The sequence below is a fragment of the Pseudomonas sp. M2 genome (assembly GCF_015751845.1).
GTDB lineage: Bacteria > Pseudomonadota > Gammaproteobacteria > Pseudomonadales > Pseudomonadaceae > Aquipseudomonas > Aquipseudomonas putida_E.
This window is the reverse complement of the sequence record NZ_JADOUD010000001.1, coordinates 184,874-202,279: the sequence shown is the minus strand read 5'-3', so window position 1 is coordinate 202,279 and position 17,406 is coordinate 184,874. Positions and strand designations below refer to the sequence as shown.

The following is a 17,406-nucleotide window of genomic DNA, read 5'->3' as shown; positions in this document are numbered from 1 at the left end:
GACGGCGCCGGAACGTTCGGCTCAGGTCTCAAGGCCCTGGCCATTCAGCGCCGAGCCGACAACTGTTGCGGCGCCAGGAAAGCACCATGGAAGTAGTCGCGCAAGGCCTGCATCGCCGGGCTGAATGCCCGCTCGCGGTGCCAGGCCAGGCCCACGCTCATGGGCGTTACCGGGTCGCTGATGGTCACGGTCTCGATGCGCTTGCCTTCGAGCGACCAGGGCCGGTGCACCAGGTCCGACAGGATCGCCACGCCGCTGCCATTGGCGACCATGCTGCGCACCGCCTCGACCGAACTGGTGCGCACCCGCACGCTGGGCCGCTGGCCGGCCAGCTCCCAGTAACGCATGGCGCTCTGCTCGGCTTCGTCCACGGTCAGCAGGATGAACGGCTCACGCGCAACATCGGCCAGGCTGACCGTAGAGCGCTCGCACAATGGATGGTGGCTGGGCAGCCACAGCCGGCGCTCGGAGTTGAACAGGGTTTCGGACACGATATCCGGGTGGGTGAGGTTGGCGGTGAGCACCACCGCCATGTCGAAGCGGCCTTCCAGCAGGCCTTGCTCGATGGCGCTGCGCTCCTGCTCGTGTACCTGCAGGTTTACGTCCGGGTGCCAGTGTTCCAGGCGTTGCAAGTGGTGCGGCAGGAAATAGCCGATCACCGTGTAGCTCGCCGCCAGGCGCAGCAAGCCACTGGCGCGCACGTCCGGCAGCGGGCTGTTGAGTGCGTCATCGACACTGCGCAGGATCACATAGGCGCGGTTGAGAAAATGCCGGCCCGCATCGGTCAGGCTCATGCCTTGCGCCGAGCGCTGGAACAACAACACCCCGAGCATTGCCTCCAGTTCCTTGATCGCGGTAGTGACCGCTGATTGGGAAATGTTGAGGTGGATGGCGGCCTGGGAGATCTGGCCGATCTCGGCGGTGGCGACGAAGTAGCGAACCTGGCGCAAGGTCAGTGACACGGGAGACTCCTGGGTATCTGTTTTTCAGAAGACACCTTATCTGTTTATAGATCTTCCCAAGGGGGTTGTGGAGAATCTAACGTGACCTTCACACCGTCACAAGCACCGGGAGCGTAGGCATGCAGGCAGTAGACTTCAATTCTGACATGGGCGAGGGTTTCGGCCCGTGGACCATCGGCGACGGCGTCGACAACGAACTGATGGCCTTCATCAGTTCGGCCAACATCGCCACCGGCTTTCATGCCGGCGACCCTGGCACCATGCGTCGCACCGTCGAGCGGGCCAAGGCGCTGGGCGTGGCGGTAGGCGCTCACCCGGGGTTTCGTGACCTGGTCGGGTTCGGCCGCCGGCACATCAACGCGCCGGCCCAGGAACTGGTCGACGACATGCTCTACCAGTTGGGCGCGCTGCGTGAAATCGCCCGTGCGCAGGGCGTGAAACTGCAACACATCAAGCCCCATGGTGCCCTGTACATGCACCTGGCCCGTGATGAGGAAGCCGCCCGGTTGCTGGTGCAGAACCTGCAGGTGATCGAGCCGCAGCTGTTGCTGTACTGCATGCCTGGCTCGGTGATCTGCCGGGTTGCGCAGGCGCTCGGCCAGCCGGTGGTGCGTGAGTTCTATGCTGACCGCGAGTACGACCTGAGCGGCTCCATCGTGTTTACCCGCAATGTGCGTGGCCATGAGCCGCAGGCGGTCGCCGAGCGCGTGCTGCGGGCTTGCCGCGAGGGCGTGGTACGCACGGTCGAGGGCCAGGACCTGGCCATCGAATTCGACTCGATCTGCCTGCACAGTGATACTCCCGGCGCGCTCGACCTGGTCGAAGCCACACGCGCAGCGCTTGACGCCGCCGGCATCGAGGTGCGCACGCCCCGTTGAGGTTCAAGGCACCCGGTGCCCAGACACCGGTGCCGCTGCACTGCATTGTTTTTGCCTGCCTTACGATAAAGATTCCAAAAAAGGAGCAGACATGGCCGAGCCGCTTGCCAGTACCCCGATCCGCTACAGCTTTGGTGCCGACGAGCACCTGTTTGCCGAGGTCAGCGACAGCATGTCGCTCCAGGCCTTCTTCAAAGGCATGGCCGTCACCCGGGCGGTGGAGCGCCTGGCGCTGGAGGGCGTGCTGGACATTTGCCTGGCCAACGCCTCGTTCCAGATCCGCTTCGACCCCGACCGCATCGCCCCCGATGTGCTGCTTGCAGCGGTGCGCGGTGCAGAGGCCGAGGCGGTTGCCGAACGCGCGTTGCACACCCGGATCATCGAGATCCCGGTGCTGTACAACGACCCCTGGACCCATGAAACCCTCATGCGCTTTCGCGACCGCCACCAGGACCCGAACAGTACCGACCTCGAATACGCGGCGCGCATCAATGGCCTGACCGATGTCGATGCGTTCATCGCCGCGCACAGTGGCGCGCCTTGGTTCGTGTCGATGGTCGGCTTCGTCGCCGGCCTGCCGTTCATGTTCCAGATGGTCGAGCGCGAGCGCCAGTTGCAGGTGCCCAAGTACCTGCGCCCACGCACCGACACGCCAAAGCTGACCTTGGGCCACGGCGGTTGTTTCGGTTGCATCTATTCGGTGCGCGGGGCAGGGGGCTACCAGATGTTCGGCGTTACCCCGGCGCCGATCTACGACCCGCAGCAGGGCCTGAACTACCTGAAGGAGCACATGGTGTTCTTCCGCCCAGGGGACATCGTGCAGTTCAAACCCATCGACCGTCAGGCCTACGACCAGGCGGTGGCGGATGTCGAGGACGGCCGTTTCGACCTGCGCATTCGCCCGGTAGAGTTTTCCCTCGATGCTTTCCTGGCCGACCCGGTCGGCTATCCCAAGTCGTTGCAGGAGGTGCTGGCATGATCAAGGTACTCAAACCTGGCCTGGCAACCTCGGTGCAGGACCTGGGCCGGGAAGGCTATTACCACCTGGGTATCCCGCCCTCCGGTGCGCTTGATCAATATGCGTTGCGCGCCGCCAATCAGCTGGTCGGCAACCCGGCGGGTACTGCTGGCCTTGAATGTGCGCTGGTGGGGCCGGAGCTGGAGTTTCTGCAGGATGCCGTAGTGGCGGTGTGTGGCGCACAGATGCCGGTGCTGCTCGATGGCCGCGAACAGCGCCCTGACACTTCGTTTGCAGTCAGGGCAGGCCAGGTGCTGCGCTTCGCCTTCCCCACAGCCGGGGCACGTGCTTACCTTGCAGTTGCGGGCGGCATCGATGTGCCAGAAGTGCTGGGTAGCCGGTCCACTTACGCCCTGGGCGCGCTGGGCGGTTTTCACGGCCGTAAGCTGCTGGCAGGCGATGTATTGCCGGTCGGTGTACCCAGCGCCAAAGCCCGTGCAGGAGCCAGTTTGCCAATGGCGCTGCGCCAGGCACTGGGTGGGGAAGTGGTATTGCGCGTGGTGCCGGGGCTGTACTTCCACCGCCTGACTGATGCTGCGGCGAAAAGCTTTTTCACCGATGCCTGGACGGTGGGCTCAGAGGCCGACCGCATCGGCTACCGCTACAAGGGCGGCAACGCGCTGAGTTTCCAGCCGCGAGAGCAGCCATTCGGCGCAGGATCGGACCCGTCCAATATCGTCGACAGCTGCTACCCGATCGGTTCGATACAGGTGCCAGCCGGGCTGGAACCGATCATTTTGCACCGCGATGCGGTGTCTGGCGGTGGGTACGCCATGATCGGCACGGTGATCAGCGCCGACCTGGACCTGATCGGGCAGATGCAGCCGAACCAGCAGGCGCGGTTCTTGCCGGTGAGCATGGAGGATGCGCTTGAGGCGCGGCGGTCTTACAAGAAGAGGCTGGGGTATCTGAGCAAATTGTTCGGCTGATTCGTGGGGTGCCTGTACCGGCGTCTTCGCGGGTTGTGCTGCGAAGCGTCCGGTACAGGCTGGCAACCCGTCAGGTCAGAAGCTGTACTTGGCCGTCAGCATCATGTTGCGCGGCGCGCCCCAGGTGTCGCCGGCATAGTTGACCGAGTTGGCCACAGCCGAGTAGTACTTGCGATCGAACACGTTGTTGGCGTTGAGTTGCAGGTCGAGGTGCTTGTTGACCTGGTAGCCGGCCATCAGGTCGGTGACCGCGTACGACCCCTGGACCAGGCGGTACTCGCTGCCATCGGCAACGGTGAAGTCGTTGTAGATGCGGCTCTGCCAGGAGATGTTGCCACCGATGCGCAGCTTCTCAAGCGGGCCCTCGAAGCGGTAGGTGGTGGTCAGCTTGAACAGGTGCTCGGGGGTATCGGTGTCGAAGCGCTGGTTGACGTTGCCTGGGTTGGCGGCGTCCTTGAGGGTGTGGACGCGGGCATAAGTGTAGCCGGCACCGACCTGCCAGTTGCGGGTCAGCGCACCTTGCAGCTCCATGTCGATACCTTGGCTGCGTACCTCGCCAGAGGCGACGTAGCAGTTGGTCGGGTCGCTGCAGCCGGCCAGGTCGGTCTGCGAAACGCCACGGTTTTCCTGGTCGATACGGAACAGCGCCACGCTGGCATTGAGGGCGCCATCGAAGTACTCGCCCTTGACGCCGATTTCATAGTTCTTGCCCTCGACCGGCTTGAGCGGGCTGCCGGAAGCGTCCTTGTACTCCTGCGGGTTGAAGATGTCGCTGTAGCTGACATACACCGAGTGATGATCGTCCAGGTCGTAGATCAGGCCCGCGTAGCGAGTGACGTTGCGCGTGACTTTGTAATCGGCGCTGGCACTTTCCTTGTTGTCATAGTCATACCAGTCCAGGCGGCCGCCCAGGATCAGCTTCAGCGGATCGGCCAGGCTCAGCCGGGTGGTCATGTACACGCCTTCCTGGGTGGTGACTTCGCGTACGTTGTTGGTGTGCACGAAGTTCGGCTTGCCGCCATCGATCGGCCAGTTGGTGTCGTACGGGCTGTAGTTGCGTGTGTCCATGTCGTAGATGCGCTTGCTGGCGCCCACCACCAGCTCGTGGGTGCGGCCAAACGCTTCGAACGGGCCGCTGACGAAGCCGTCAAGGCCGGCCTGGTTTTCCTGGTGCTTGGACTGGTAAGCGGTGCGGGACAACGGCTTATTGAGCCCGGCCCAGCGCGACTGGTAGGAGCCGGTGAAGGTGCCGTCTTGCTGGGAATAGTTGGCGTTGACCTGAAGTTTCCAGTCATTGGCCAGGCGCTGCTGCACTTCGGCGAATACGGTGTTGATCTCCTGATCCTTGTTTTCCCAGTCACTGCCTGGGTTGTAGGAACGCGAGAAGTCCATGTGGTGGCCGTTCAGGGCGGTTGGCATGGCGCCCCAGAAGTTGTTGGTCTGGTCTTTCTGGTGAGAGAAGCCGAGGGTCAGTGTGGTGTCTTCGGACAGGTCCGCCTCGGTGATTGCATAGAACAGGCCGTGGTCTTGTTCGACGTCATCGATGTAGCTGTTGGCCCCCCGGTATGACGTCACCACGCGGCCGCGCAGTGTGCCACTGTCGTTGAGCGGGCTGGAGGCATCGATTTCGCCGCGGTAGTCGTCCCAGCTGCCAGCGGCGCCGGTCAGGGTGACCTTCTGTTCGGCCAGCGGACGCTTGCGTACCAGGTTGATGGCCGCCGAAGGGTTGCCGGAGCCGGTGATCAGGCCGGTCGCGCCGCGGACGATCTCGACGCGGTCGAACATGGCCAGGTTAGGCTGGGCGCCTACGGTATACGGCTTGTAACCGCTCGGAATGCCGTCGTACATCAGGTTGTCGATGTCAAAGCCACGCGAGATGTAGTTTTGCCGACCTGGACCGCCGGAATAGTCAAGGAACAGCCCTGGCGTGGCCTTGACCACGTCGTTGATGCTGGTCATCGCCTGGTCGTCCATGCGCTGACGGGTAATCACGGTCACCGCCTGCGGTGTTTCACGCAGGCTCAATGGCAGCTTGGTGGCGGTGGCCATGGAACCTGTGGTGTAGGACTGCGAACCCTCGGTGGTGCTGCCCAGCCGATCGGAGCTGATCTCGGTGGCGCCCAACACCAGCGTGGTGGGCTGGTCGTCTTCGGCCAAGGCCGGTGTGACGATGGCCATGCACACGGCCATGGCGAGCAGGTTGCGGGCAGGGAGATGGCGCGAGGGCGCGAGTGGCGACGGCATTGGGGGTGGGTTCCTGTACATTGTTAAACGTTATTGAAAGTGTGTATGAGAACGATTAACAATAAGTTTGTCAGGATTTGCCTGCCCTTGAAAGATTGGGATGCAGGAATTTTTACCTTTTTTTCACATTTGTGGCGGTGGCCGGGCGGCTTCGTGCAGAGGGGATCAGGGTTCAGTGCGGTTTATCGTCTTGCCCTGCTGCACAGCCACTTCCGCAGCCTGGCCATCACGTTGCTTGCCTTGGCGCGCCAACCCTTCCAGTTGCGGGATCAGCATGCCTTCGGGCAAATGTCGCCAGAAACGCCCCGGCATGTGCAGGCGCAAGGCATCCGGGTTGAGGCGGGCGGGGTTGAAGGTATGGCGGTAGTAGGTCCGCCACAGCTCGGCACCCGGGTCATCGGCATTGCGCGCCCACTGCCGCCAGGCGTCCGGGCAGTGCCGCTGGTAATCGAAACCCTGGCCGTCGAAGCGAATACCGTCCTGCGGTGTGGCGATCAACCAGCGCTGGCGCCCCAGGCGGTCGGCGAAGTGCGCGCTGGCACTGGGCAGAATGTCATGGGCCGGCTCGTGATAGGCCACCAGGTCCAATTGCAGCTGCTCGGCAAGTGCTGGCGGCAAGGGTACGAAACGCACGAATGCATGCAGGTGATGTGCTTCACGGCTGACCTGCTTGATACGCCGGTGCAGTTCACTGCCCAGGCGGTCGCCCGCAAGCATTGCCGTGCGGTCACCGTGGGCCACGCGCCAGAGCACTTCGTACAGCAGGTTCCAGCGTTGCTCGCCCCGGTAGCGCGATGCCTGTTCCAAAAGGCTCAACAGCGCTGCCGGTACCTTGGCGCGGAACGGGCCGGGCCCGTCTGGCAGGGGGGCAGGCACCGCCAGCAGGTCGTCGATCGGCCCTTGCGACCAGGTCACTTGCGCCGGGTCGATGCCGTGCCCGAGCAGCGTGCGGGCCTGGTCGCGCCAGGTGCTGAAGTGCTCGTCACAGTCGAGCGCGATCACCCCCACAACCCCATCTGCACCGGCGCCTGTGGTTCACGCAGGCGCTCGCGCAGCAGGCCGCTGCGCAGCTCCGCCTGGCCTGGGCGGTAGTCGCTGGTGATGATGAATGGCCGGGCCTTGTCGAGCACGCAGCGCAGCTGGATCAGGTCGTCGTAGCGCACGCGCCGTTCACGGCGCAGCGCCACCAGCCGCTGCACACTGCGCAGGCCGATGCCGGGGATGCGTGCCAACAGTGCGGGCTCGGCACGGTTCACATCCAGCGGAAACACCTCACGGTTGGCCAGCGCCCAGGCAAGCTTGGGGTCTATGTCCAGCGCCAGGTTACCCTCCTGGCCAAGCAACTCACCCGCTTTGTAGCCATAGCCGCGCAACAGGAAGTCTGCCTGGTACAGGCGGTGCTCGCGCAGCAGCGGTGGGGCTGCCAGCGGCACGCTGCCGGGGCTGTCGGGTATCGGGCTGAAGGCTGAGTAATACACGCGCTTGAGGCCGTAACCCTGGTACAGCGACTCGGCGTTGCGCAGCAGTGTGCTGTCGTCAGTGGCGTCGGCGCCGACGATGACCTGGGTGCTTTGCCCGGCCGGGGTGAAACGCGGTGCCTTCGGTTCGCCCGCCACGGCTTGCTGCCCCTGGTGGATCACGCCCATGGCCTGGCGAATGGTGTGAGCGTGTTTTTCCGGTGCCAGGCGCTTGAGGCTGGCATCGGTGGGCAGTTCGATATTGACGCTGAGGCGGTCGGCCAGGCGCCCGGCTTCCTCGATCAGCAGTGGGTCGGCGTCGGGGATGGTCTTGAGGTGGATGTAACCCCGGAAGTTGTGCTCCTCACGCAGCAGGCGCGCCACGCGGATCAACTGTTCCATGGTGTAGTCGGCCGAGCGGATGATGCCGGAGCTCAGGAACAGGCCGCTGATGCAGTTGCGCCGGTAGAAATCCAGGGTCAGGCGCACCACCTCCTCGGGCGTGAAACGTGCCCGCGGCACGTTGCTGGAGCGGCGATTGACGCAGTATTGGCAGTCGTACAGGCAGAAGTTGGTCAACAGCACCTTGAGCAGCGAAACGCAGCGCCCGTCCGGTGTATAGCTGTGGCAGATGCCCATGCCATTGGTGGCGCCCAGGCCCTCGCTGCCGCGCGAGCTGCGTTTGGGCGCGCCACTGCTGGCACAGGACGCGTCGTACTTGGCGGCATCGGCGAGGATGCCAAGCTTGGCAATGAGCTGCATGGGGGTGTCTCGTGATACTGAATATTCATACAGTATTTTGAGAATGGACTGAATGCAAGTGGCGCAGCAGCCCTATCAAACGTTCCGACCCGCTCAGTCAGGACATCTAAACTTACAAACAGCCCGCTGCGGTTTCCATAACGGCGGGCTCTCACACCTTAATCCGACCACCGCGACCCCGGATCAGACATCCCTCGCTGACGGTGGCCTTCTTGCAGAGGAGGGCAGGTCATGGACGAGGCAAAGCTTCAGGATTTCATGGGCAAGCTGGTGGGAGACATGGGCGCTGCGGCGACCCTGGCCAATGTGATACTCGGCGACGAACTGGGGTTGTACCGGGCCATGGCTGATAGTCAGCCGGTCACCCCCGAGGTGCTGGCGGCCCGGACCGGCTGCCACCCACGGCTGGTGCGCGAATGGCTCAACGCCCAGGCCGCGTCCGGCTATATGGTCCATGACCAGGGCAGTTTCGTGCTGCCCGAGGAACAGGCCATGGCACTGGCGCTGGAGGACTCACCGGCCTATATGGCGGGTGGCGCGGCGGTGGTGGCCGCGCTGTTCCATGACAAGGACAAGCTGGTGGCTGCCATGCGCGGTGATGGCGGGCTGGCCTGGGGCGACCATCACCCCTGCATGTTCAGCGGTACCGAGCGTTTCTTCCGGCCCGGCTATCGCACCTTCCTGGTGGCCGACTGGCTGCCGGCGCTCGACGGTGTGGTGGCCAAGCTGCAGGCCGGCGCCAAGGTCGCGGATGTCGGTTGCGGGCATGGCGCTTCGACGCTGGTCATGGCCCAAGCGTTTCCAGCATCGACCTTTATCGGCTATGACTACCATGCGCCGTCCATCAGCACGGCCCGCGAACGCGCCAGTGAGGCCGGTTTGACCCCGCAGGTGAGTTTCCAGCAGGCTTCGGCCAAGGATTATCCGGGCAGCGATCATGATCTGGTGTGCTTCTTCGATTGCCTGCACGACATGGGCGACCCCGTTGGCGCTGCACGGCATGCCTACCAGGCGTTGAAGCCCGGCGGCACGGTGATGCTGGTGGAGCCCTATGCCGAGGATACGCTGGACGGCAACCTGACGCCGGTCGGGCGCCTGTTCTATGCCGCGTCGACGTTTATCTGTACACCGAATTCGTTGTCCCAGGAGGTCGGGCTGGGGCTGGGTGCACAGGCCGGGGAGGCGCGCTTGCGGGCGGTGTTCGAGGAGGCGGGGTTCACGCAGTTCCGGCGGGCGACACAGACACCGTTCAACCTGATACTGGAAGCCAGGAAGTAGGCGTAGATCTATGCTGGCGATGAGGCCGGTGCAGACAAAAAGAAGGGGCGCCCAGTTGGCGCCCCTTCTCTTGCTGCTTAGGCTTCAGCGTCCCAAGGACGATCGCCTTTTTCATCTTTCACGCGGGTCGGCAGGCCCATGACGTCCAGCGCCTTGAGGAACGGCTCGGCTGGCAGCTCCTCGACGTTGACCATGCGCTTGGCATCCCACTCGCCACGGGCAACCAGCAGGGCTGCAGCCACTGGCGGTACACCGGCGGTGTAGGAGATACCCTGGCTGTCAGTCTCGGCGTAGGCCTCTTCATGGTCGGCCACGTTGTAGATGAACACTTCACGCGGCTGACCATCCTTGGTGCCCTTGACCAGGTCACCGATGCAGGTCTTGCCGGTGTAGCCCGGGGCCAGCGAAGCCGGGTCAGGCAGCACGGCCTTGACCACTTTCAGCGGCACCACTTCCAGGCCTTCAGCGGTCTTGACCGGTTGCTCGGAAAGCAGGCCAAGGTTCTTCAGCACGGTGAACACATTGATGTAGTGCTCGCCGAAGCTCATCCAGAAGCGCACGTTCGGCACGTTGAGGTTCTTCGAGATCGAGTGGACCTCGTCGTGACCGGTCAGGTACAGGTTCTGCGAACCCACGACCGGCAGGTCGTCAGTACGCTTGACCTCGAACATGGTGTTGCTGGTCCACTGGCTGTTCTGCCAGCTCCATACTTGCCCGGTGAACTCGCGGAAGTTGATTTCCGGGTCGAAGTTGGTGGCGAAGTACTTGCCGTGGGACCCGGCATTGACGTCGAGAATATCGATCGAATCAATGCTGTCGAAATACTGTTGCTGCGCCAGTTTTGCGTAGCTGTTCACCACACCCGGGTCGAAACCGACGCCGAGAATGGCGGTGATGTTCTTCTCTTGGCATTCTTCGAGGTGTTTCCACTCGTAGTTGCCGTACCAGGGCGGCGTCTCGCAGATCTTGCCCGGTTCTTCGTGGATCGCGGTGTCCAGGTAGGCGACACCGGTATCGATGCAGGCACGCAGCACCGACATGTTGAGGAAGGCGGAGCCCACGTTGATCACGATCTGCGATTCGGTCTCGCGGATCAGTGCCTTGGTTGCCTCGACATCGAGGGCGTTGAGCGAGAAGGCCTGGATGTCGGCGGGTACCTTGAGGCTACCCTTGGCCTTGACGCTGTCGATGATGGCCTGGCATTTGGAGATGTTCCGCGACGCAATGGCAATACGACCGAGTTCGTCGTTATGCTGCGCGCACTTGTGGGCCACCACCTTGGCGACACCTCCTGCACCAATGATAAGAACGTTCTTCTTCAATTTATCCCTTGCTCCTTACTTGATAGCCGGTCTTACGACAGGCTGGAAACGTAGTCTTCGAAACCGAACTCGCGCACCACTTCGACGCTGCCGTCGAGCTGCTTGACCGCGATGGATGGCATCTTCAAACCGTTGAACCAGTTTTTCTTGACCATGGTGTAACCCGCCGTGTCGATGAACGACAGGCGATCGCCGATGGCCAGCGGACGATCGAATTGGTACTCGCCGAAGATGTCGCCGGCCAGGCACGATTTGCCGCAGACCATGTAGGTGTGCTCGCCATCGTTGGGGGCCATCTTGGCGTTCAGCCGGTAGATCAGCAGGTCGAGCAGGTGTGCTTCGATCGAGCTGTCGACCACCGCCAGGTGTTTGCCGTTGTACAGGGTGTCGAGCACGGTCACTTCCAGCGAGGCGCTGTTGGTGATGGCCGCTTCGCCCGGCTCCAGGTAGACCTGCACGCCGTACGTCTGCGCGAAGGCTTTCAGGCGCGCGCAGAACGCATCGACGGCATAGTCTTCACCGGTGAAGTGAATGCCGCCACCCAGGCTGACCCACTCGACCTTGTGCAGCAGGTGGCCGAAGCGCTCTTCGATGTGCGTCAGCATCTTGTCGAACAGGCCGAAGTCACCGTTCTCGCAGTTGTTGTGGAACATGAAGCCGGAAATCTGCGAGATGACCTTCTCGATCTTCTCCGGGTCCCACTCACCGAGGCGGCTGAACGGGCGGGCCGGGTCGGCCAGCAGGTAGTCGGAGCTGCTGACCTGCGGGTTGACGCGCAGGCCGCGGACCTTGCCTTCGGACTGCTCGGCGAAGCGCTGCAGCTGGCCGATCGAGTTGAAGATGATCTTGTCGCAGTTCTCGAGCATTTCCTCGACCTCGTCGTCGGCCCAGGCCACGCTGTAGGCGTGGGTCTCGCCGGCGAACTTCTGGCGGCCGAGCTTGAGCTCGTACAGCGACGAGGACGTGGTGCCGTCCATGTACTGCTGCATCAGGTCGAAGACCGACCAGGTGGCGAAGCACTTGAGGGCGAGCAGAGCCTTGGCACCGGAGTGTTCGCGCACGTAGGCGATCTTCTCCATGTTGCTCAGCAGCTTGGTTTTATCGATGAGGTAATACGGCGTCTTGATCATTTAAAGGCCCCCGGCCAGGCCGGCCAAAAAAAGGACACGCATTGTGCCTTCACTTGCTGCATACCGAAAGGGCGAGATATGCATTTCGTCGAGGTCGTTGCCGACAGGCCGGAATTTTTCCGATTGCGGCGAGCTCATTGGAACAGGCCAGTATGACCATCCTAATCACCGGCTGCGCATTTGAAGGAGAATCCGATGAGTAGCTGCAACGCAGCAGACCCGCACAGGAGCCATGAATGAAAACTGGCGTCATCTCCGACACCCACGGCTTGCTGCGGCCCGAGGCGCTTGATGCGCTGGCCGGTTGCGAACTGATCGTGCATGCCGGTGATATCGGCAAGCCTGAAATCATTGAGGCACTCCAGGCGTTGGCGCCCGTGCAGGTGGTGCGCGGCAACAACGACCTGACGCTGCCCTGGGCAGCTCGATTGGCCGATCAGCGATACTTCGACATGCAGGGGTGGCAGACACTGCTGGTGCACGACATTGCCGATGTACCGGCCGAACTGGATGAGGCGGTGCGCGTGGTGATCACTGGGCATTCGCACAAGCCATTGATCGACTGGCGGCAAGGGCGCTTGTACCTGAACCCCGGGAGTGCCGGGCCGCGGCGGTTCAAGTTGCCGGTCACGGTGGCGGTCATTGACATCGAGGGCGAGCACCTGGCGCCGCGCATCATTCAATTGCTTGGGTGATGCTCTGCCCTGATCGCTGGCCTGCCGGCGATCAGGGCCGTGAAGGCAACCTCAGGCGATCTGCTTCAACCAGTCCTGAATCTGTTTCAGCGTGGCCGTAGCCCCCCCACAAACGACCACCAGCACATTCTGGTAACCGTCCAGCTTCGCGGCCTCATAAGCCAACGCCAATGCCGCCCCGCAGGCAGGCTCCACCAGCACCCGGTGGTCTGCCAGAAACCGCTCGCATGCTTCAAGCGCCGCGCGATCACTGACCAGAACGCTGTGCACCGGATGCTCCTGCACGCACGCCAGGGCCTGGTCGGCAACACGCTTGGCGCCCAGCGAGGTCGCCACCGATGTGAGGCGCTCCAGCTCTACCGGGTGACCTGCCTGTACCGCCGCGTGCAGCGAGGCCGCCCCGTCGGTTTCCACCGCCAGCACAGGGACATCGTTCCAGCCGTTGCGCCTGAGCCCTTCGACCACGCCACTGAGCAGGCCGCCGCCGCCCACCGACAGCACCACCGCATCGGGCTTGTACTCGGTTGCCGCAACTTCATCCACCAGGCTGGCATGCCCGGCCCACAGCAGCGGGTCATCGAAGGGGTGAATGAAGGCATCGTCCGGCCCGACCAGGGTTTGCGCCAACGCGTTGGCCTCCTGCCACGAGCTGCCATGCACCACCACCTTGGCACCCTCCTGGTGCAACAGTTCCTTGGCGCGTTCGGTGGTGGTCTCAGGCACTACCACCGTGACCGGCACACCCAGCTGGCGCCCGGCGTAGGCTACCGCCAGGCCGGCATTGCCACCGGACGAGGACACGAAGTGGCGGGCGCCCCGAGCATGGTGCACTTCGCAGGCATGGCCCACCCCGCGCAGCTTGAACGAGCCACAGGGCTGAAGCGCGTCGAGCTTGAGCCAGATCGAGCGGCCAGCGGCCAGCGACAGCGGGCGGGATTCGATCAGAGGGGTGTGGATATGCAGGGTCATCGCTTAGCTCCATGCTTCGGGTAGGGGTCAATGGTAACGCGGGATGCCAGGTGTATGTCGTTGAATTCGTGGTGATTGCACCCTGCCTGTCAGCAAGCCTCAGCCACAGCGCTATTGCTGACGCTGCGCCCCAGCACCAGCACCGTGACGAACCCGCAGCCCACCAGCGCCGTGGCCAGACTCAGCAGCACCGAGCTGCCCAACTGGTCGACGATCTGCCCGCCGAAGAACGAGCCCAGCGCGATGATCACCTGGAACATGGCGACGAACAGTGGCATGCCGCGTTCGACATCCTTGGGTGCAACGACAAACATCCAGATGCTGGCACAGGCCGGGAAGGCGCCGAAGGCGAAGCCCCAGAGCGCGATCAGCATCGCCGCGCCAGTCATGCCAGTGGCGAAGTGGGGGAACAGGGCGGTGCTGATGCCGATCATCAACGCGACCAGCAACAGGGTGTGACGCACGCTTTGGTTGGCGGCGAAACCGGCAAAAATGTTCCCCATCACCCCGGCCACGCCATACAGCAGCAACAGCGAACCGATGGTCGGCCCATCGAAACCGGAATTCTGTTTGAAGAAGGGCGCGACGTAGGTGTAGGCGGCAAAATGCGCCAGGCCGATCAGCAATACCGCAATCAGGCCCACCCGGGCTTGTGGGTTGATGAACAGCGCCGGCAGGTCACTGATGCGGATGGCCTTGTCCGGGTTGAGCCGCGGCAGCAGCAGGATCTGCGCCAGCAGCACCGGTACGCCTACCAGGGCGGTGACCAGAAAAGTCATGCGCCAGCCCAGCAGGCCACTGAGCCAGGTGCCTACCGGCACGCCCAGCACAGTGGCCAGGGTCACACCGACCATGATGATCGAGGTGGCCTGGGCAACGCCCACCCCCTTGGGTGCCAGGCGGCCGCTCAGGGCAATGGCGGTAGCCCAGAAACCGCCGATGCTGATGCCCAGCAAAACGCGGCCGAACAGCAGCAGGTTGAAGTCGCTGGCGTAGGCCACCACCGCATTGGCAATGATCATGATCAGCGTCAGGCCGATCAGCAGATAGCGCCGGTCCAGTGCACCGATGCCCACCGACAGCAAGGGCGCGGCGAGGGCGGCCATGATGCCGGGCAGGGTGACCATCAGGCCGGCGTGGCCTGCACTTATGCCCAGGTCACTGGCGACATCGTTCAATACGCCTACCGGCAGAAACTCGCTGGTCACCAAAGCGAAGGCACCCACGGCGACCGAGAGTATCGCCAGCCACTGCTGTTTGACGCTTTGCTGACTGTGTTCGGGGAGGCCACTTGGGGCCGGGCTGGTATTTGACATGGTGCGGGGTTCCAGAAGGGGAGTGTCGCCTTGAGCAGGCGCGTGGAGCGGGGAGAATTCGGGGAGGAGTATACGGGGCCTGTCTGCCAGGCCGACAGGCGGGTCTTTCGATAGTGATCATCAGTGCGATTGATAAGGCGCCCATGCAGGCGCCTTTCTGATTGCTTGTGTGCTGCACCCTCACGTCATCGGGTGTTGACGCCACCCTTTGCAAAACGTGGAGCCAGGCGAGCTGCCGCCGCTTCGAACGCGTGCTTCATCTGTTCGACGACTTCATCGCTGTGCTCGAACGACAGGTAGATACGGCCATACGGCGAGGGCATCACCAGCACGCCCTCGGCACGTAGCGCCAGGTGCAGCGCCTGGCTGAACGCGGCGTCGGCGAACGCGGCGGCTTCTTCATAATCGGAGGGCGCGCGTTCGCATGGCCAGATGGCGAACACGTTGCCGTAGCCACTGGTGCTGATGGTGATGCCCTGGGCCTTGAAGATCGCCTGCACGGCGTGGCGCAGCTTCTCGCCACGCTCGATCAGCTGTGGGTAAGCGGCGCTGTCCAGTTTTGCCAGCGTGGCGAGCACCGCTGCGCAGGCCATCGGGTTGCCGCTGAAGGTTCCGCCGCGCAGCACCTTGCCCTCTTCGAAGCCCGCCAGAATGTGCGGTTTGCCGACGATGGCCGATACCGGCACGCCGTTGCCGATGGCTTTGCCGACGCTGGCGATGTCCGGGTCAAGGCCTGCCTGCAGGCTGGCCAGGCCGGCATGCAGGCGAAAGCCCATCAGCACTTCGTCGCTGATCACCAGTGCACCATGGCGATGAGCCACGGCCTGCACATGCTGCAGGTAACCTGGCGCCGGCATGATGCAGCCGGCGTTGGCGAGCATCGGCTCCAGCAGCACGGCAGCGATGTCCTGGTCCTGCGCGAACAACCGCTCCACATCGTCGAAGTCGTTGAAACGCAGCAGTGTGGTACGGCCTGTCGAGGGGCGCTCGCCATCAGCGAACGCGGCTTCGGGCGAGCCGACGTTGCCGAAACTGACATCGTCGAACCAGCCGTCGAAACCGGCTGCCATCTTGGCGATTCGCCCGCGCCCGGTGTAAGCGCGGGCAGCGCGGCAGGCCAGGTGCACGGCCTCGCTGCCGGAGTTGGTGAAGATCACGCGGCTGAGTGTGCCGGTGTGCGCTGCCAGCGCACTGGCAGCAGCATGTTCGCGCACGTGGGCCCAAGAGGGCGATGCGGAGTCGCCCAGGGCCTGGGCCACCTGCGCATTGACGCTGTCATCGGCATGGCCGAGCAGTACGGCGCCGAAGCCCAGTGCGGTATCGATGTAGCGCTGGCCTTGGTCATCCCACAGGTACGGGCCTTTGCCGTTGCGGATGAACAATGCCTGACCGTCGAGTGCGGGCAGGATACGGGCGGCGCTGGAAACATCGCCTACGAGATTGCGCATGAGTACCTCTGTGTAATTGTGCGCAGCATTGCTGACGGCGCGTCAGGTTCTGCTGGCAGGATTTCGTCCCCTCAGCGGGTGTTCCACGGGCTGCTGGCGAGCTTCTGTTCGAGAAAGTCGCGGAACACGCGGATTCGCGGGCTGAGGTGTTTGCGATTGGTGTAGATCATGTAGAGCGGTTCGACGCTGTCCTGGGCGTATGCCTGCAGCAGAGGGACCAGGCGGCCCTCCTGGATGTCCTGGCCAATATGAAACTCCGCCAGGCGCACGATGCCGGCGCCGCCCAGCGCCAGGTCGCGCAGCAGGTCGCCCTGGGCGAACGTGGCCTTGGGAACCACCGGTACGGTGATGGCCTGGCCATCGACCACGAACCCCCAGGTGTTCCACACGCTGCTGAAACCAAAGGAAAAACAAGTGTGCTGCAACAGCTGCCCAGGGTGTGCAGGTGTGCCGTGCGCGGCCAGGTAGGCGGGCGATGCACAGAGGATCCAACGGCTCTGGCCGATCTTGCGGGCGATGCGCGAGGAGTCGGGCAGCACGCCACTGTGGATCGCCACGTCCAGCCCTTGGTCGAACTGGTCGCTGAACTGCGCGCCAACCTGGATATCCACGGTCAGCCCCGGGTAGGCAGCCAGGAACTCCGGCAGCCAGGGGATGATCTGGTGCTTGGCGAAGGTGGTCATGGTGTGGACCCGCAGCGTGCCGCTGACGCGGGTAGGAAACGCCTCGGCCAGCGAGTCGGCTTCGGCCATGGCATTGCTGACTGCACGGGCACTGACCAGGTAGGCGGCACCTTCCTCGGTCAGCGTCAGGCTGCGGGTGCCACGCTGAAACAGGCGCACCTGCAGGCGGTCCTCCAGGCGCGAGATCAGCTTGCTGATGGCTGACGGCGTCATGCCGCAAGCACGCGCCGCGGCTGAAAAGTTGCCGTGTTCGGCAGCGCCGAGGAAGGCCAGCAGTTGTGAGTAGTTGTCCATGTTCTGCCTCCGGTGATCAGC

General features: G+C 63.5%; 15 protein-coding genes. 5 read left to right on the top strand and 10 right to left on the bottom strand.

Features of this window, described 5'->3' with window-relative positions:
• Positions 1–44: 44 nt before the first annotated feature.
• The gene (locus IWW33_RS01065; RefSeq protein WP_046785595.1) at positions 45–962 is read right to left on the bottom strand and encodes a LysR family transcriptional regulator; all 918 of its coding nucleotides are present in this window, start codon (positions 960–962) and stop codon (positions 45–47) included.
• Positions 963–1,081: 119 nt separating this feature from the next.
• Between IWW33_RS01065 and IWW33_RS01060 the strand changes: the two genes are divergently transcribed.
• From IWW33_RS01060 to IWW33_RS01050, 3 genes are all read left to right on the top strand, one after another.
• On the top strand, positions 1,082–1,840 hold the full coding sequence (locus IWW33_RS01060) for a 5-oxoprolinase subunit PxpA (protein WP_119688758.1): 759 nt from the start codon (positions 1,082–1,084) through the stop codon (positions 1,838–1,840).
• Between the two features lie 91 nt (positions 1,841–1,931).
• Positions 1,932–2,819, top strand: coding sequence for a carboxyltransferase domain-containing protein (locus tag IWW33_RS01055; protein WP_174141408.1), 888 nt, complete (start codon positions 1,932–1,934; stop codon positions 2,817–2,819).
• Entirely contained in the window at positions 2,816–3,787 is a 972-nt protein-coding gene (locus IWW33_RS01050; RefSeq protein WP_174141409.1) for a biotin-dependent carboxyltransferase family protein, read from the top strand. The genes IWW33_RS01055 and IWW33_RS01050 overlap by 4 nt, the downstream gene beginning before the upstream one ends.
• 75 nt (positions 3,788–3,862) lie before the next feature.
• Here the strand turns inward: IWW33_RS01050 and IWW33_RS01045 are convergent, their stop codons facing one another.
• The 3 genes from IWW33_RS01045 to IWW33_RS01035 form a co-directional block, all read right to left on the bottom strand.
• On the bottom strand, positions 3,863–6,031 hold the full coding sequence (locus IWW33_RS01045; protein WP_012314010.1) for a TonB-dependent siderophore receptor: 2,169 nt from the start codon (positions 6,029–6,031) through the stop codon (positions 3,863–3,865).
• 165 nt (positions 6,032–6,196) lie between these two features.
• A complete protein-coding gene (locus IWW33_RS01040; protein ID WP_174141410.1) occupies positions 6,197–7,039 on the bottom strand; it encodes a TIGR03915 family putative DNA repair protein in 843 nt (280 codons plus the stop codon).
• Positions 7,030–8,250, bottom strand: a complete 1,221-nt coding sequence (locus IWW33_RS01035) for a putative DNA modification/repair radical SAM protein (protein ID WP_115275162.1) — start codon at positions 8,248–8,250, stop codon at positions 7,030–7,032. Before IWW33_RS01035 ends, IWW33_RS01040 begins: the two co-directional genes overlap by 10 nt.
• Before the next feature lie 231 nt (positions 8,251–8,481).
• Here IWW33_RS01035 and IWW33_RS01030 point away from each other — a divergent pair, with 231 nt between their 5' ends.
• Entirely contained in the window at positions 8,482–9,528 is a 1,047-nt protein-coding gene (locus IWW33_RS01030) for a class I SAM-dependent methyltransferase (protein ID WP_174141411.1), read from the top strand.
• A gap of 77 nt (positions 9,529–9,605) precedes the next feature.
• Here the strand turns inward: IWW33_RS01030 and IWW33_RS01025 are convergent, their stop codons facing one another.
• Together IWW33_RS01025 and IWW33_RS01020 are read right to left on the bottom strand one after the other, a co-directional pair.
• A complete protein-coding gene (locus IWW33_RS01025) occupies positions 9,606–10,850 on the bottom strand; it encodes a saccharopine dehydrogenase family protein (RefSeq protein ID WP_039602482.1) in 1,245 nt (414 codons plus the stop codon).
• 32 nt (positions 10,851–10,882) lie between these two features.
• Positions 10,883–11,980, bottom strand: coding sequence for a carboxynorspermidine decarboxylase (locus IWW33_RS01020; protein WP_119688762.1), 1,098 nt, complete (start codon positions 11,978–11,980; stop codon positions 10,883–10,885).
• A gap of 236 nt (positions 11,981–12,216) precedes the next feature.
• Between IWW33_RS01020 and IWW33_RS01015 the strand changes: the two genes are divergently transcribed.
• Entirely contained in the window at positions 12,217–12,675 is a 459-nt protein-coding gene (locus tag IWW33_RS01015; RefSeq protein ID WP_046785586.1) for a metallophosphoesterase family protein, read from the top strand.
• Between the two features lie 51 nt (positions 12,676–12,726).
• Here the strand turns inward: IWW33_RS01015 and IWW33_RS01010 are convergent, their stop codons facing one another.
• The 4 genes from IWW33_RS01010 to IWW33_RS00995 form a co-directional block, all read right to left on the bottom strand.
• Positions 12,727–13,644, bottom strand: coding sequence for a pyridoxal-phosphate dependent enzyme (locus IWW33_RS01010; RefSeq protein WP_174141412.1), 918 nt, complete (start codon positions 13,642–13,644; stop codon positions 12,727–12,729).
• 89 nt (positions 13,645–13,733) lie between these two features.
• Positions 13,734–14,960 (bottom strand): MFS transporter, encoded by a 1,227-nt coding sequence (locus tag IWW33_RS01005; protein ID WP_046785584.1) that lies wholly within the window; start codon positions 14,958–14,960, stop codon positions 13,734–13,736.
• Between the two features lie 185 nt (positions 14,961–15,145).
• Positions 15,146–16,408, bottom strand: a complete 1,263-nt coding sequence (locus IWW33_RS01000) for an aminotransferase class III-fold pyridoxal phosphate-dependent enzyme (protein WP_174141413.1) — start codon at positions 16,406–16,408, stop codon at positions 15,146–15,148.
• A 71-nt stretch (positions 16,409–16,479) separates the two neighbouring features.
• Entirely contained in the window at positions 16,480–17,385 is a 906-nt protein-coding gene (locus IWW33_RS00995; protein WP_046785582.1) for a LysR family transcriptional regulator, read from the bottom strand.
• Positions 17,386–17,406: the final 21 nt, after the last annotated feature.

What these genes read in the sequence shown, in the direction of transcription:
- IWW33_RS01060 (WP_119688758.1), top strand. Translation starts at nt 1,082, where the DNA reads ATGCAGGCAGTAGACTTCAATTCTGACATGGGCGAGGGTTTCGGCCCG.
- IWW33_RS01055 (WP_174141408.1), top strand. Translation starts at nt 1,932, where the DNA reads ATGGCCGAGCCGCTTGCCAGTACCCCGATCCGCTACAGCTTTGGTGCC.
- IWW33_RS01050 (WP_174141409.1), top strand. Translation starts at nt 2,816, where the DNA reads ATGATCAAGGTACTCAAACCTGGCCTGGCAACCTCGGTGCAGGACCTG.
- IWW33_RS01045 (WP_012314010.1), bottom strand. Translation starts at nt 6,031, where the DNA reads ATGCCGTCGCCACTCGCGCCCTCGCGCCATCTCCCTGCCCGCAACCTG.
- IWW33_RS01035 (WP_115275162.1), bottom strand. Translation starts at nt 8,250, where the DNA reads ATGCAGCTCATTGCCAAGCTTGGCATCCTCGCCGATGCCGCCAAGTAC.
- IWW33_RS01030 (WP_174141411.1), top strand. Translation starts at nt 8,482, where the DNA reads ATGGACGAGGCAAAGCTTCAGGATTTCATGGGCAAGCTGGTGGGAGAC.
- IWW33_RS01020 (WP_119688762.1), bottom strand. Translation starts at nt 11,980, where the DNA reads ATGATCAAGACGCCGTATTACCTCATCGATAAAACCAAGCTGCTGAGC.
- IWW33_RS01015 (WP_046785586.1), top strand. Translation starts at nt 12,217, where the DNA reads ATGAAAACTGGCGTCATCTCCGACACCCACGGCTTGCTGCGGCCCGAG.
- IWW33_RS01010 (WP_174141412.1), bottom strand. Translation starts at nt 13,644, where the DNA reads ATGACCCTGCATATCCACACCCCTCTGATCGAATCCCGCCCGCTGTCG.
- IWW33_RS01005 (WP_046785584.1), bottom strand. Translation starts at nt 14,960, where the DNA reads ATGTCAAATACCAGCCCGGCCCCAAGTGGCCTCCCCGAACACAGTCAG.
- IWW33_RS01000 (WP_174141413.1), bottom strand. Translation starts at nt 16,408, where the DNA reads ATGCGCAATCTCGTAGGCGATGTTTCCAGCGCCGCCCGTATCCTGCCC.
- IWW33_RS00995 (WP_046785582.1), bottom strand. Translation starts at nt 17,385, where the DNA reads ATGGACAACTACTCACAACTGCTGGCCTTCCTCGGCGCTGCCGAACAC.